This window comes from Pseudomonas sp. 15C (assembly GCF_055484735.1).
Genome location: NZ_JBUDGD010000085.1, coordinates 1 through 16245 on the forward strand (window position 1 = coordinate 1; position 16245 = coordinate 16245).

Sequence of the window (16245 nt, forward strand, 5' to 3'; positions counted from 1 at the left end):
GCAAGGCATCTTTATTGCCTTGCTCAGACAAGATTTTTTGAATTTCCTCAATATGAATTGACGCCATAAGTCCTCCGCGAACTTAAGGTAACGGGACAAAATCGCCTATGGGAAAAAAAAGGGTACGGGGAAACGGGACAGACCACGTTTTTGGCAAACTTAAGGAGTAAAAAGTAAAAATGGTAAAAAGAAGACAGACCACGGTTTTGGAGTGCTTTCTAAACGTGGTCTGTCCCCATTTGTCTCCCAGTCAATTAATCAAACGTGGTCTGTCCCCCTTTACTTATCATTTTTAGAAGCCTGCTCGACCAAAAGCTCCAGATAAAAAAGATAATCTTGCTCGGTAAAGAAACAGACAGATCTATTGTTTCCTCGCTGAATCAAGTGGAGCGGTACACCTGGTATCAAAACTCGGGCTCTACGCGGCATCGATGAATCCTTTCAATTGGTCAAACTGAAAGCTTAGCGGGCCGAAAGGTAAACATGACGGCAAATTTCTACGTATTGTTGCAGTCAATTACATTAAACGTGGTCTGTCCCCTTTACACCTAAGGAAAAAAATGACTTTCTAACAGAGCCACCTCATTAGGCCGCAAGCACGAGATCAGAATTGATAACAACTCACCGCTTGAGGAAAACCCGAAGCTTACACATCCATTTTCTACTACCCTATCAATATCCTGGCGCTTACCTAGAAGAATGCAAGCTTCATCAACACCCACGACAAGCTCAAACTCAACACTAAAATCGTCGATATAGTTATCTGAGTAACTACCCCCTGCTCCCCAGCGTTCGAGTTTAAACGCCGGAATTCCAACATCCAATATGAAGCCGTCTACTCTTGCCTTCCAACCCTCCATTTTTACAGAGCCGGCGGCAACAACGGTCACATTTATAATTTGCCCCGTATATCTATTTAATCCAATTTCTAAAAGAGACGTTTTGCCATTCCCCGCACGCCAATATAATGGCAGAGAATCGCGACTCGACCCAAACCGAACTATCAATGGCACATACTCGTCGATTTCGACGATAGTACCTTCACATTCTAATATACTGTTAAGTCTCATCATGATTATTTATAAAGCGCATGTTTTACAACTGGTAATGGATCTCCGGGACGCCCAGCGCTGATAATCAGTTCCCATCGACCGACTTGCATAATTTCCCCATACTTGATGCCCTGTGTAGCAGCACTATTAAGCGCGTTCTGAAAACTGCCAAGCATCGCTTGACTGGCCATAGAAGATGTATGCGACAAACCATTTCGGGTCAAGAACTCTTCGATGTGCTTTGTAGCATTTGGATGTACCCAGAAGCTACCACCTTCGGTAGAAATTTCGAATGACTTCGGTATCGATGTTCCATTCAGGGCTGGGTCGGTAGGCTTAATCTTATCCCAGACCGTGCCCGTTGTCTTCGTCCCGCCTCCTTTACCGCCACCCAGCATTCCTCCCATGACTGCTAGCAGATCGCTTAGCCATCCGGCTTTTTCAGGATCCACGCCCCTATTTATTAAATCAAGTTCTGACTGTGCTTGAGTGAGAGTGGCAATAGCTGAGCTGTTTTGCAGTTGGAACCGATGCAAATCCTCCTTAAACATAGAAGGAATACTGTCATCGAAATACATTGTTGCAAGACGTTCTTGCAGGCTATTTCGGTCATGGAGCAAGTCCCCATAGTACTGAACGCATTGCTCTGGACTGCTTTTGCACAAGGATGTCAGCGCGTCGTCATCTAAAACTGACTGAGTGCGTATGCTCTCTTTAACCTCATCGCAGTTACCTTTTTGCTCACAAGTACGTGCAGACTGTTCCAGGTCGTCGAGTTCTTGATGCCCCATGTAATTAAATTGAGTAGCGTTGTTGGTGATCCACGCCGTTTGTTGCAACGTGGTCGCATCTGTATTGCCTAATGCTGTTGCCGAAATAATCCCTACCAACTGGGAACCCATGAGTAAAAGGTTGGTGTTGCCCTCAAACCATTTATTCATTTCACCGACAAGAGCCTCATTCGCCCCAGCCGCCAACGCGCCCGTGGCGAAATCCCCACCAGTCATTTCGGACAGCAGCCCACCGACCGCAGCGTGAATAATGACTTTCGTCGCAGAGCCATCATCCACAACACCCTTCGTCAGGTCACCGACCAGGTTGAAGCTGAACGCTGCGACGGTGTTGAAAAGTGCGGTTTGCAGCAAATTGCCAAGGTCAGCATCGCCTCCCACTGCCTTGGTGATCAACGCAGACGTACCACCTTGGATGACCTGACTGCCGGCAAACTTACTCACGCCCTCCCACGTGGCCAATGACGGTCCGGCGTATTTGCCATTGGGGTCAAATTTCACCCCAGTCAGCTTATTCAGATACTCCGACATCAAACCGGCCGTCAGCCCAGAAATCACATACCCCTGCAGCGCATCAGATGAAGTGACGTCCGCAAAAACAGCTCCAAGGTCCCCACCGTTATTGATAAAACTGGTCGTCGCATTCGTCGCTGCGCCGGTAGCCACAGCAGCATAAGTTGCCGCCCAGAACGTGCCCATCCCACTCATCGCCGTCAAAGCTGCCGGTCCAACGACCGCAGCCATCACGATCGCAATGATCATTTGGGACGCCGGGCCAAGGCCCGAATTGTTGTACTTGAACGATTCGTGAACTTCCTTCACAAGCCGCCAATCGACATCCCCACGGGCCTCGGCTTCTTTCAACCACGCCAGTTGCGGGTCAGCCTTGACCATGCTGTCGATGGTCTGGCTGACGGACTGCTGATTTACATCCTTGATGTCGATTTTCAAGCCATCGACGGCTTTGATAACGATGTTGCCCTTGGCAATCATCTGGGTCTGGCGAAGGGTTTCGTCAGTGTTGCCCTTGCCTTTGGAGGACACCCAAGCAGCGTTGTTGTCGGTCTTGCTATGGCTTTCATTGTGAAGGTCTTTTACCGCTTCAAAAGTGATCGAGCCACCGCTGTCCAGGGTGATGTTATTGCCACTTTCAAGCTTGGCCACCTGATAAAGCTGATCGCCGCCGCTCTTGAGGGTCAGATCGCCGCCAGACTTGATCTCGGAGCCGACATACTTGTTGTCGGTAACCTCGTCGTGCTGCATTTTCAGCTTGCCGAAGCCACCCTTTTTCTTCATGTCGTACAGCGAGTAATCGGTGTCCTGCAAAGCGAGAATCTGCAGGTTATCGCCCGCCACCAGATACGCCTCATCCCCCGCCGTCACCCGACTGGAAATCACACTCAGGTCCTTGCCCGCATCCAGCTTGACGTCGCCGCCTGCGGTAATACCAGACATCACCTGGGTAACATGGTCCTCCTGGCGCTTTTCGTTTTTGTTTTTCGAGTCCGAATGTTCCTCGTCCGCCGCCGAGGTAATCACCAGATTCTCGGTCGCCTTCATCGACACATCACGCTTGGCATCGATCTCGCTGGCGATGACGTTGATGTCGCGTTTGGCGTCTGCCTTGAAATCTCGACCGGCGTCGATCTCGGCACCCAGTTGGGTGGTATCGCTGGCATTTGCCCGCGAGCCCAGTGACACGCTGTCATTGACTTGCACCGACGCCACATTCACATCACGCCCGGCATTCAGCGTCATGTCCTGCCCGCTTTTCAGAACGCCGCCAATGACGTTGATGTCCTTCGCCGCTTTGATGGTCAGGTCATTCACGGCTTCGATGCGTGCTGCGTTGTCGGCAAAATCCTGATGACGAGTGACGGAGCCGTACTGGTCGTCCATCGAGGTGATGGTCCGCTCGTTGATCACATCGCCGGTGCGGGTGGTCAGGCTGACGTCTTTGCCGGTGATGATGCCGCCGGCCTTGTTGATGATGTTGTTGGTTGCCAGCAGGTCGAGACGATTGCCCGCTTCGATTGAGCCGCTGTTGATCAGGTCCTTGCCGGCTGTCGCGGACAGATTATTAGTAGCTTTCAGCGTGCCGACGTTGTCGAGGTTTTCCCCAGCGATCAGCGTCACGTCATTACCGGCAATCAGCGCCCCGGTCGGGCCGAGACGGCCATTGGCTTGCGCCAGATACACCACCGGCACCAGCACTTTTTCGCCGTTCACTTCGTGCTCTTCGAGCCAGACGATATCGTGGGTCAGCGCGGCGACTTGCTGCGACGTCAGGCCAACACCGACCGACAGGTTGAGCGCGTCCTTGCTGGCGATGGCGTTGTTCATCAGGTACTTGAACATGCCCTCGTTGGAGGTCTGGCCGTCGAGGAACGCCTGACCGGTGCGCGCGGTGACGGCTTGCTGGATCAGGCGTTGTTCATAGAGGCCATCACCGAGGCGCTTGGCGCTCTGGTCGGGGTCGTAGCCAAGTTTGTCGAGCAGGTAATCGGAGCTCATGAACGACTTGAGGTCGGTGAGTGCCGGGTTGGTTTCGATCAGGTATTTGTGTGGGTTGGACGGTGCCTGGGTGTCCGGTAGGCCAGTCACGCGGGTGACCGGACGGGTGTCGATGGACTCCTTGGCGTCGTTGCCCCGGTCTTTCATGCCGGGGCCCGCCGAACTCTGCGGCAACTCGACGTCAATCTCGCTGGCAACGGCCTTCACCACGGTTGGCGTGCGGTGGAACGTATCGACGGCACGGGTGCTGTCGGAGACCGGAGCCGGGCCGTCGACGAACAGGTTGCGGGGACCGCCAGCAGTGCCGGCGACCAGGTGATCCAGAGCGTTTACTGATTCAGTAGCGACCGTCCATGTCGGCGCGGGACCGGTATTGCCGGATGCAGTCCCGCTGCTGCCCTGCCCGCTCAAACGGAACAGACCGTTCTCACCGGTCGGCAAGGAAAACCCTGGCAGACTCAGCGGATTGACCTGCTGTTGGGCCAGGTCCGGTGGCAATTGACTATTGATGCGCACAACGGTGGTGTTGCTGTTGCCGACGCTGGTTTCGGCAACTTTGTTGGTGCCGCCGCTGGCGCTGTAGTCCTGCTGGATAACGCTGTTTTCAATTTCTTTGGTGGCGTTGATCGAGACCTTGCCACCGGACTGAATCACCGCGTTGCGTCCGGTCGTTGTGCCGGGCGCACCCGCGCCATCGACGCTCACTTCAACCGGATTGCCTTTCTGGAATTGCGCCAGTTCGGTCGGTATCGCCAGCAGATTGTTTGGGTCGTACAACGATGGCGTCGATGTCTCGAAGCCGGCGCTGTAACCCGACATGGCCCGGCCATACTTGCGGCTACCTACGTTTTCGCCCGTCTCGGCGTCGACAATAACGATGCCGTTGCCCACGGTTTTGGCGATGGCTTTGCGGATCAGACCTTCCGGCGCGATCACGTAATACACGAACGGGAAATCAGGGTTGTTGCGCTGGTTGTAAGGCATGATCACGTTGGCCATGAATTGCGCCGTGGTGCCCGTGCCCATTTCGAAGTTGTACTGACGGGTGACCTCGATGGTCCCGCTTTGGGTGCCGATATTCTTCAGGCTGACCGCGGTGATGTCGATGCCACCGCCCGCCGCTATCGTGCTTTTGCTGTTGAGGAACGTACCGCCGTGGAAGACGAAGTCCTTGCCGACGTTGAGGACGGCGGACGCGCTGTTGTCGGTGTCGATGAACTGGTACGTCTCGCGAGTCGCAAGGAAGTTGTTGAACGTACTGCCCACGCAGTCACCGCAACTGGCCGCGATCAACCCCGAGATCAACTTGCGCTCAGCCGACGCCGTTGGCCCTTCGGTGCGGTTCTCGAACACGTCGGCATCCAGCGTGAACCCGCCGCCGCTCTCCATCGAACCGGAAATGTTGTACACCCCGGCCGCGCGCGTACCGCCGCTATAGCCGGCGATCACCACGTTGCCCAGACCGTAGAAATCGCCGCTCTGGTTGGTCAGCGTGCCGACGCTGAGGGTCATGTCGTTGCCGCTGAAAATCAGCCCGCGGTCGTTCAGCAAGACGGGCGCCTTGACGCTCAGGTTCTGCGCCGCACCGAGGGTGCCGTGGTTGACGAGGCTGCCAGCGTTGACAGTCAGGTCTTCGCCGGACGTGATGCGACCGGCATTGAGCAGTTGCCCGTCAATCTGGATCGTCGACGTCGCACCTGCGGCAAAACTGCCGGCCGCGCCAAGGTTCATCGAAGCCGCAGACAGATAGGTGTCGCGCAGGCTGGTCAAGCGCCCGTTGCCGCCATAGTTGCCGGACAAGCGCATGTCAATCGATCCGTCACTGGCGATCAAACCATCGTTGGTCCAGTTGCCACCGCGGATCTGCAACGAATCCGACGCCAACAATTTGCCGCTGGCGGTCTGGCTGAACTCGCGCACGTTGACGTTGAGGCGACCGGCCTGAATGACGTTGGAGTTGCTCCAGGTATCGGCGTTGAGTTCCAGCAGGCCACCGGTGACGATGCTGCCGCCGGCGCCGATGACATTGGCGGTGGAAATGTCGAACTTGCCACGCCCGACGTGGTTGAGTTGCCCGCCGCCATTGAGGAAGCCGCCGAGTGCGAGGGTCATGTCGACGTTGGCGGTTTCCAGCACGCCGTTGCGGTTGTCGAGCAAACCGCCGATCTGGAACAGGGTCTTGCCGCTATTGCCCAGCGAACGCAGACGGCCGTTCTGGTTGTCGACGCTGGCAGCTTTGACGGACAGTTGAGTGGTGCTTTCGATGACGCCCGCGCCATTGCGCAGTGTGTCGCTGAGGCCGAAGTCGATGCGGTTGGCAGCGATCTGGCCACCGGCGTTTTCCAGGCTGGTGCCGCTGACGCTCAGCAGGCCTTTCGAATAGAGCACGCCACTGCTGTTATCCAGCGCCGCCGTGGTCACGCCAAGGTCTGCCGCTTGTGCGGAAATCCGCCCGCCGTTGTTGTTCAGGCCGGCCAGCGCCGAGAGGATCAGGCTCTGCGCCTGAATGATCCCGCCCTTACGATTGTTATTGAGATCAAAACCGTTGCGCAGCACGCCCACCGTACGTGCTTCCAATGCGCCTTTGATACTCGACAGCGTGCCGCCACGGTTATCGATGTTGGCGGCTTTGACCAGGACATTGCCGTTCTGGGCGATGACCTTGCCGCTCTGGTTGTCGAAGTTGCCGCTGACGTCGAGGGTTAGTGCAGTTTCACTCTGAATCGAACCTTTGGCGTTGCCCAGGCTGGCCGCGGTCAATTGCACGTCAGCGTTCTTGCTGTAGATCAGACCGTCGCCACTGTTGTTGACGGCGCCCGTCGCGATGAGCTGCAACTGATCATTGGCAGCGATCGTGCCCTTGTTGCTGTTGTCCAGCGAACCGGTGCGCGCCTCCAGGCTTTTCTGGCTGGCGATCTGGCCGTTCTGGTTGCGCAGATCGGTCACGCCCTTGATCAGCATCGGCCCTGCGGCGGCGAGTTTGCCGGCGGTGTTGTTCAGCTCGCCGCTCAGGTTGAGGGTGATCGCCGCATTGCTGGCGACCTGTCCACCCTGGTTGTCGAGGCGCGAAGCGGTGGCGTTGAACGCCTGCTCGGCATTGATTATCCCGCCGGCATTGGTGAACGCCGTGCTGACGATATCCAGCGCCGCGCCACTGGAAATCAGGCCGCCGAGGTTGTTGTTCAGCGCGCCGCTGAGCGTCAGGGTCTGCCCGGCTGCGCTACTGAGGTTGCCTTTGTCGCTGTTGTCGAGCGAACCGGCCTTGATGTTCAAATCGCCCTGCGCAACCACGGCGCCGGCGTTGCTGTTGAGCAACGCGTTCTTGAGATCGACCGATACCTCGGCGAACTTGCTCGAGAGCGTGCCGCCGTTGCGGTTGTCCAGGCTGTCGCCATTGACGGTGAGGCCTTGCCAGCCTGACAGCAGGCCTTTCTGGTTGATCAGAGTAGTGCCGCGCAGCAGCAGTTTTTCGCCGCTGATGATTTTGCCCGACGTGTTGTTGACCGCTTGGGCGATCAGATCGAAACCGAGGTTGCTGGAGATTTCGCCGCTCTGGTTGTTCAGGTCACGCAGACGCTTGAGGGCCAGCGGACCTTGGGCGGTGAGCAAGCCGTTCTGGTTATCGAGGTTGCCGTTGGCCAGGTCGAGGGTGACGGCTTTATCGCCGAGCAGGCGGCCGCCGTTCTGGGTCAGCGAGGTCAGGTGCAGATCGATGTCGCCACTGGCGGAGACTTCGCCGCCGTTGCTGGAGTCCAGATCGGTGGCGGTCAGCGTCAGCTGGCCCTGACTGTTGATCAGGCCATCGTCGCGGTTGTTCAACTCGCCACTGCTGATCCCAAGGGTTTGCGCGGCACTGATCAGCCCTTTGGCGTCGTTGCGCAGCAGGCCATCGACGCTCAGGTCGAGGTCGCCACGGCTGACCACGCTGCCACCGCTGTTGTTCAGGCTCGCGGCCTGCACATCGATGGCTGCGGCGCCGATCATGCCTTGCACGTTGTTCAGGGCTGCGGCGATACGCAGGGTCAGGCTCTGATTGCTCAGCAGCTTGCCGTTGCTGTTGTCGAGAGTTTGCGCGGCAAGCGTAAAGGCTTCAGCGCTGGAGATCGTGCCGCCCTGGTTGTTGACGCCGTTGAGTTGCGTCAGCAGCAGCGTCCCCGGTGCGTTGATCAGACCACCGATGTTGTTCAACTGGCCGTAGTTCAGATCGAGGCTCAGGCTTGAGTTGCTGAACAGTTTGCCGCCGCGTTGATCGAAGCCGGTGACCGAGGCTGTAAGGGCTTTCTGGCTGCCAATACTGCCGTCACCGCCGTTGGTGACCTGGCCGGCAGTCAGGTTCAGCGTGTCGGCGCTGCTGAGCCGACCAGTGCTGTTATCGAAGGCGCCCGTGCTGATGCTGACGGCGCCTTTAGCGCTGAGGGTGCCCTGCGAGCGGTTGTCGAGGCTGGCGCTGTTAAGCACCAGCGCGCCGTCGGTGACGATCTGGCCGCCCTGGTTGTCGACGCTACCGTCACTGTTGACGGTCAGATCGCCGGCGCTGGACAGGCTGCCGCCATTGTTGGTCAGTTGCGCCGTTTTGACCGTCAGCGCCTGCTCGCTGCTGACCTTGCCCTGGCTGTTATCGAAAGCGCCGCTGAGGGTCAATTGCAGATCGTGCTGACTGAGCAATGATCCACCATTGACCAGGGTGCGCCCGCGCAGGTCCAACGATGTGCCGGCGTCGATCAGGCCTTTGCTGCGGTTGATCACCTCATCGACGATCAGGGTCAGTGCCTTGCCGGTGAAGACCTTGCCGCCCTCGCTGTTGTCGAGCTTAGTGCCGCTGATGTGCAGATCACCGTTAGTGCTGATCTCGCCGCCACGGTTGTCCAGATCAGCAACGGTCAAAGTCATGTTCTGGCTTGAACCGAGCAAGCCGTTCTGCCGGTTGTCGAGTTGATCGGCGTCGAGTTTGAGTACGCCGGTGGCGATCAACTGGCCTTTCTGGTTGTTGACGGTGCGCGCCTCGACACTCACGTCGGCTTTACCGGCAATGCTGCCTTCGCCGTTGACCAACTCATCGGCGGTAACCGTCAGTTGACCGTCAGCGATGACCGTCCCGAGCTGGTTGTTCAGAGCCTTGTCGGCGGTCAACAGCAACGCGCCGCGACTGCTGATCAGGCCTTGCCCGTTGCCGAGACTGGCGCTGTGGCTGTCCACCGAAGCGCCGGAAATCACGCCTTTTAAGTTGTTCAAAGCCGCCGCAATGCGCAGGGTCAGGTTCTGCTGGCTGAGCAGTTTGCCGTTGCTGTTATCGAGGTTTTGCGCGGCAAGCGTGAAGGCTTGCTGGCTCGAGATTTCACCATTCTGGTTATTCACACTGTTGAGGTTTTTCAGCAGCAGCGTGCCCGGCGCGTTGATCAAGCCGTTCTGGTTATTCAGCAGGCCGTTATGCAGATCGAGGGTCAGATCGGACTTGCTGAACAGTTCGCCGCCCTGCTGATCCAGCCCGGTCAGCGAAACGTCCAGCGCCTGTTGGCTGGCGATGCGCCCGCTGGCGTTGTTGGCCTGCCCGGCCTTGAGCGTCAGTGCCGCACCGCTGGTGAGCTTGCCGCCAGCGCTGTTGTCGAACGCGCCGGTTTCGACGCGGCTGATGCCCTGGCCGAAGATCACGCCTTTGTGGCTGTTATCCAGGCTGGCGCTGTTGAGGGTCAGCGCGGAGTCCGTGCTGATCGAACCGCCCGAATTGAGCAACGCGCCGGTGCTGGTCAGGCGCAGATGACCGGCGCTGCCGAGGCTGCCGTTGCGGTTGTCGATACGCGCGGCGTTGACGCTTAGCGCGCCTTCAGTGCTGATGATTCCGGCGTTGATCAGTGCATCGTCCAGGGTGATCACCAGGCCGTTGAGGCTGCCGAGCGTGCCGCCGCTGTTGTCCAGCGTCGTGCCAGTGACGGTCGCCGCGCCTTTGACGGCGGAGATCAAACCCTTGTTCTGGTTGATCAGTCTGGCGACGCTCAGACCGAGGTCGGTACCGGCGAGGATCTTGCCGCCATCGCTGTTGTCCAGGCGCAGGCCTTTGACGTTCAGCAACAGGCTGCTGGAGATCTCGCCGCTGCGGTTATCGATGTCGTCAACGCTCAGTGTCAGCGCTTTGGTAGTGCCGACCAGACCACCGTTCCGGTTGTCGAGGGTATTACCGCTGAGGTTCAGATTGCCCTGGGCGACCAGTTCGCCGCCCTGCTGTTGCAGCAGACCGATGGTCGCCAGCAGGTCGCCCTGACTGGAAATCCGCCCGGCGGCGTTTTGAATCTCGGCGGCCGTGAGATTGAAAGGCCCCGCTGCGCTGACCAGACCGCCGCTGTTGTCCAGACGGTTGCCGACGTAAGTAAGGCCGGCCTTGGCGCTGATCACGCCTTTGTCGCGGTTATCCAGTTGCGCGATATTCACGTTCAACTGCTGATCAGCCTGAATCACCCCGGCCCGGTTATCTACCGCATCGCCGCGCAACGCCAGGATGCTTTTGCCGATGATTTTGCCGTCGCGGTTATCCAGCGTACCGGCCTGCACATCGATGGCGCCTTTGGCAGAGATATCGCCCTTGTTGCGGTTGTCGAGCGTGCCGCTGATGCGTGTCGTCAGGCTGCCATCGCTGACCAACGCACCACCCTGGCGGTTATCCAGACTCGCGGCTCTGACGAACACCGCAGCGCCCGAACCGAGCACACCGTCACGATTGTCCAGCGCACCGCGCAGATCGATCGACAGGCCCAGATCACCAAGCACCTGGCCGCTGAGATTGTTCAGCACGCCGCCCGTGACGGTGATGTTTTTCGCGCTGAGCATGCCGCTCTGGTTGTTCAGGATTTGCGTGGCGTTGACGCTCAGGTTGCGGCTGGCGGCAAGGCTTTTGCCGGCGTTATCAACGATCCGTGCGCTCAGGCTCAGATCGCCGTTGGCATTGCGGCTGCCGTCAGCATTGATGCCGGCCTCGATGGCTCCGGCGTTGGTCAATTGACCGCCGGCGCTGAGGGTGATGCTGTCGCGTGCGGCGAGGGTCTGGCGGTTGGTCAGGTTGCCCTGGGTTTGCACGTTCAGCGCGGTGCCGGCGTAGATCGGGCTTTTTGCATCGAGGCTGGCGGCTTTGACGTTGACCGCGCCGGTGGCCGAGGTGTCGGCCAGGCTCAGTTGGCCGTTGGCGTCGAGCTGGATATCACCGCCGCTGGCAATCAGTTTGCCGTCGAGTTTCACCCCGACCCCGGCTTCGGTGCCGACCAGTTTGATCGCCCCGGCATACATGCCGCCGAGCGCCGAGGAATCGATCGCCAGTTGCGGTTTGGCGCTGCCGTCATCGGCGCGGGCGGTGGCATTCAGGCTGTCGGCATTGACGTCGTTGCGACCGGCAACAATCGCCAGGTTCTGCGCCTGAATCTGTGCGTTGATTTTCGCGCTGCGGGTGATGATCTCGAAACGATCGACGTTGCTCGCGTTAATGCCCGCGCCTTCAATCGCTACCGTACCTTGGTCGACCTGGAACCGGTCCAGTCGGCCGTTTTCGATCACCGGTTTACCGGTGGTGAGAGTGACGCGCGGCGAGTTGATGAAACCGCAACCATTGCAGGTAATGCCGTACGGGTTGGCGACGATCACCCGCGCCGATTGCCCCGCCACTTCGGTATAACCACGCAACTGGCTCGGGTTACCGCTGATGACTTCGTTGAGAATCGCTTGCGCTGAACCGCTGTTCCTCAGGTTCGGGTTGCCGATGACATGGCCGCCCAACTGCGTGTTCGATGTTTGCGTTGCGCCGTTGTTAAGGATGACACCCTGCGCACCGACGTTGTAATCGTGGAACTGATTGTGCGACAGACCGCTGGCATTGGGCGTGGCGATGTTGATGATCGGCACACCGTTGCCGGCCCGATCCAGCGTGGTGTTCGGGTTGGCGACGACGATGCCGTCAGCCTGCGCCCACAGCGGTTGCCAGAACATGACGTTCGCCAGCACAAAGGCCAGGCCGCGCTTGGGCATGCCAAGGAAAGTCTCCTGGTTGTTTGCGGCTGCGCGGGGCTGATCGGCGAGCGAGACGGGGTGACGAACGTCCATGTGGGCGGTTCTCTAGAAAGTCGTTATCAGATGAAAAAGTCGAGGCGGAAATAGATCGGTGCTTCGCGCTCGGGCAGCGCATCCGGTCGTTCCAGGGAATGGGCAAAGGTCACGCTGGCGGCGACGTGCTGGCCGCGGGCGAACAGCTCCAGCGAGTTGCTCGACATGCGCCCGTGCTGATCGCCGTTGTAGCGATCGTTGGCGATCACACCCTGGTCGTAACCGAGGCTGGCGCCGTACTCGGCGAACACCGGTTGCAGCCAGTCGGCGCTCACCGGCCGGCTCCAGCGCAGATCGTTGCGCCAGTAGCCACCGCTGTCGCCGGACAGCGACTGGTCCTTGTAGCCACGGATCGATGACGATCCGCCGAGGCTGGTGCGCTGCGAACTGAACAGCACGTCTTCGCTGCGCTGACCGGTCATCAGGCTGCTGAAGCTGAACGACTCGCCCCACAGCTTGAACGGCTGCAAGTAGCTCAGGGTTGCGCTGTATTTGCGGTAGCGCGCTTCGGGTTCACCGGGGCCCGGATCGTGGCTGCCCTGCGCATCGAAGGCGCCGATGCCTTCCTGCACGCCGGCGTCAAAGTTGACGAACGCACTGCCGATACGGCGGCCGTGGTTGAGGCCGAACTGCGCTTCGCTGATGCGGTTGCTGCTCAGCTTGAGCTTACTGTCTTCGATAAAGTTGTTGGTGCGCAGGTACGACACGCCGGCGCTGAGGGAAGTCTTGCTGACCGAGTCGCGATGAATCACCCGCTCGGCGCGCAGCTGATGGTTTTCGCTGTCGCCGGTCTGCTTGAAGTTGTAGCCATTGGCGGCGATCTGCGAACGGTATCCGCTCTGGCTGTAGGTGTAGCTGAACGTCCACCAGCCCCACGGCAGGTTGTAATTAAGCATGGCGTTGTTGGAGGTGTGCTGATGGTCGGTCATCGCATCGTGGCCGCCGCGCAAGCTCAACTGATCGGCCAGGCCGAGCGGGCTGTCCCAGTCGAACGAAGTGCCCCACTGCTGTTCGCCGGTGCTGCGCTGGCCGTCGTTGCTGCGCGACAGCCCGGCGCGCCATGGCTTCTGCGGCGTGTTGGTCACACGCACCTCACTGCCGCCGACATTCTGCCCGGGGGCCAGCTCCATTTTTGCCTGATTGGACGGCAGGCGATTGAGCTGATCGACCATCTGCTCGATCTCGCGCAGGTCGACCAGCTCTCCGGTTTTACCGGGAAAGGCCATGGCCAGCTCACGATCCGAGAGCCGACTGTTGTCGGTGCCCTTCATGCCTTCGAGCCGGCCTTCGACCACCAGCACTTGCAGATGCCCGCTGGACAGGTCCTGTTGCGGCAGATAGGCGCGGCTGGTGACCAGCCCCTTCTCGATGTAGTGATCGGTGATGACTTTGAGCAGCTCATTGAGCTGGGGCACGCCGAGGCATGCGCCGATGTAAGGCTTGAGCAGGCGTGTCTTTTCGCCCTCGCTCAGGCTGTCTGCGCCTTTGAGTTCGATGTGCTCGATCGGGAAACAGCGGCTATCGGTGGGAGTTGCCGGTTGCGCTGGCTTGAGATCTTTGCCGGGCAAATCCTTGAGTTCTTCGAGACGGCGCTGCTGCTCTTCGAGCAGGCGATTCTGGCGGTCGCGGATAAGGTCGGTTTCACCGGGAGTGGGTGCAGCAACGGCGAAATGAAGCGGAGAAAGGCACAGCAACGCTACGCACAACCGCGCCACGAGGGCGGGTGAGGACATGTTCGATCCCTCGAGACGAAAGTGATATCAAAATAGTGGCGCGATATTAGGTGGCCATCATTTTGACGTCAAACTTATGTTCTACCATTGGTCGGGCTCGAGGCGATGTTGCGCGGGTAAAACCAGCACCTGCGTACAAGTGCAAAACCGTTGTTGCGCAGATAGTGAACGCTGCCCATTCGGCATTCAGTCATACCCACACACGATCACAAGGAGTTTTCATGAGCACCTTCAAGACCCAAGACGGCACCGAGATCTATTACAAGGACTGGGGCAGCGGCAAACCCGTGCTGTTCAGCCATGGCTGGCCACTGGATGCCGACATGTGGGAATACCAGATGGAATACCTGAGCAGCCGCGGCTACCGCACCATCGCCTTTGACCGTCGCGGGTTTGGCCGCTCTGATCAGCCGTGGACCGGTTATGACTACGACACTTTCGCCGATGACATCGCCGGTCTGATCAACCATCTGGACCTGCGCGACGTGACCCTGGTCGGTTTCTCCATGGGTGGCGGTGACGTCAGCCGCTACATTGCCCGGCACGGCAGCGAGCGTGTGGCTGGCCTGGTGTTGTTGGGTGCAGTAACGCCGCTGTTCGGCAAGAAGCCCGACTTCGCCCAAGGCGTCGACAAGTCGGTGTTCGACGGGATCAAGGCTGGCCTGCTGAAGGACCGCGCGCAGTTCATCGCCGATTTTGCCGCGCCGTTCTACGGCACCAATCAAGGCCAGACGGTTTCCGACGGCGTGCTCACGCAGACCCTGAACATCGCCCTGATGGCGTCCTTGAAAGGTACGGTGGATTGCGTCACCGCGTTTTCGGAAACCGACTTCCGCCCGGACATGACCAAGGTTGATGTGCCGACGCTGGTAATCCACGGTGACGGTGACCAGATCGTGCCGTTCGAAACCACCGGCAAACAGGCCGCTGCGCAGATCAAGGGCGCCGAGCTGAAAGTCTATGCGGGTGCGCCGCACGGTTTTGCCGTGACTCATGCACAGGCGTTGAATGAAGATTTGCTGGCGTTCCTGCGACGCTGATAAATCGACATGAACGAGAAGAGCCCGCCCGAGTGCGGGCCTTCTTTTTTCTGTTGTGCTATTTATTGGCTTGTATCGACTCTCGGGAAGGACAATCCATGTTGCGGATACTCGGAAAGGCTTCATCGATCAACGTGCGCAAGGTGCTGTGGACGTGTGCCGAATTGGGCATTCCGTTCGAGCGCGAAGACTGGGGATCGGGGTTTCAGTCGACGCATACAGCGGAGTTTCTCGCGCTCAATCCGTGCGCAATGGTGCCGGTGATTCAGGACGATGATTTCACCCTGTGGGAATCGAATACGATCATTCGTTATCTGGTGACGCGTTATGGCGACGCGGCGCTTTATCCCGTAGAAGCGCGGGCGCGGGCGCAAGTTGATCAGTGGATCGATTGGCAGGCTTCGGAGCTGAATCGGTCGTGGTCGTATCCGCTGATGGCGCTGGTGCGAAAGTCCCCGGATTACCAGGACAGCGCTGCGCTGGCCGCCGGTTGTCGGGACTGGGCGCGGAACATGGAGATTCTTGATCGCCAGTTGCAGAAGACCGGGGCTTACGTCAGCGGGGAGGCGTTTTCTCTGGCGGACATTCCGATCGGGCTGTCGGTGAATCGCTGGTTCAAAACGCCGCTGGCGCATCCTGATTTCCCGGCGGTCAGCGCTTATTACGAGCGGTTGAGTTTGCGTGAGGGGTATCGGTTGTATGGGCGTAATGGTACGCCGTGAGCTTTTGAATCTGGCCGCGATGCTCTTGAATCTGTGGGAGCCAGCCTGCTGGCGATGGCTTTCTTTCAGGCTCTGATTTTCTGATTTTTGTGTACATATCCGTTGCTGCGGTAACGGCTGCTTAGGGTTTCGCCCTTACGGCGAGTCCCTTTTTCAGACGCCAAAAAGGAACCAAAAGTCTTTGCTCCTACGTACGGCCCTCGCAGGCTCGGGTCCCTTCGCTGCGGGATCGATCCGGGCGCAGCGGCTACGGTTTGCTGCGCTGCACCTCCTTCCGCTGTGTACGACTTCGTCGTACGGTCGCTGCGCTCCCA

The 16245-nt window shown here is 58.7% G+C and carries 5 protein-coding genes; 2 read left to right on the plus strand and 3 right to left on the minus strand.

The annotated features are described in order from the left end of the window. Positions 1-548 precede the first annotated feature (548 nt). From ACYYKW_RS25130 to ACYYKW_RS25140, 3 genes are all read right to left on the minus strand, one after another. Entirely contained in the window at positions 549-1073 is a 525-nt protein-coding gene (locus ACYYKW_RS25130) for a hypothetical protein (RefSeq protein WP_336355521.1), read from the minus strand. 2 nt (positions 1074-1075) lie between these two features. Then, positions 1076-12361: a two-partner secretion domain-containing protein gene (locus ACYYKW_RS25135; RefSeq protein ID WP_464991455.1), complete on the minus strand. Its 11286-nt coding sequence runs from the start codon at positions 12359-12361 to the stop codon at positions 1076-1078. A gap of 101 nt (positions 12362-12462) precedes the next feature. Further along, positions 12463-14169, minus strand: a complete 1707-nt coding sequence (locus ACYYKW_RS25140) for a ShlB/FhaC/HecB family hemolysin secretion/activation protein (protein WP_464991456.1) — start codon at positions 14167-14169, stop codon at positions 12463-12465. Between the two features lie 221 nt (positions 14170-14390). On the opposite strand from ACYYKW_RS25140, the gene ACYYKW_RS25145 reads away from it, so the two are divergent. Together ACYYKW_RS25145 and ACYYKW_RS25150 are read left to right on the plus strand one after the other, a co-directional pair. Further along, positions 14391-15209, plus strand: coding sequence for an alpha/beta fold hydrolase (locus ACYYKW_RS25145; protein WP_464991457.1), 819 nt, complete (start codon positions 14391-14393; stop codon positions 15207-15209). Positions 15210-15307: 98 nt separating this feature from the next. After that, entirely contained in the window at positions 15308-15931 is a 624-nt protein-coding gene (locus ACYYKW_RS25150) for a glutathione S-transferase family protein (protein ID WP_464991458.1), read from the plus strand. Positions 15932-16245 lie beyond the last annotated feature (314 nt).

Bases quoted from the DNA above. Each gene is read 5' to 3' on its own strand.
- ACYYKW_RS25145 (WP_464991457.1), top strand. From the start codon at position 14,391: ATGAGCACCTTCAAGACCCAAGACGGCACCGAGATCTATTACAAGGAC.
- ACYYKW_RS25130 (WP_336355521.1), bottom strand. From the start codon at position 1,073: ATGATGAGACTTAACAGTATATTAGAATGTGAAGGTACTATCGTCGAA.
- ACYYKW_RS25135 (WP_464991455.1), bottom strand. From the start codon at position 12,361: ATGCCCAAGCGCGGCCTGGCCTTTGTGCTGGCGAACGTCATGTTCTGG.
- ACYYKW_RS25150 (WP_464991458.1), top strand. From the start codon at position 15,308: ATGTTGCGGATACTCGGAAAGGCTTCATCGATCAACGTGCGCAAGGTG.
- ACYYKW_RS25140 (WP_464991456.1), bottom strand. From the start codon at position 14,169: ATGTCCTCACCCGCCCTCGTGGCGCGGTTGTGCGTAGCGTTGCTGTGC.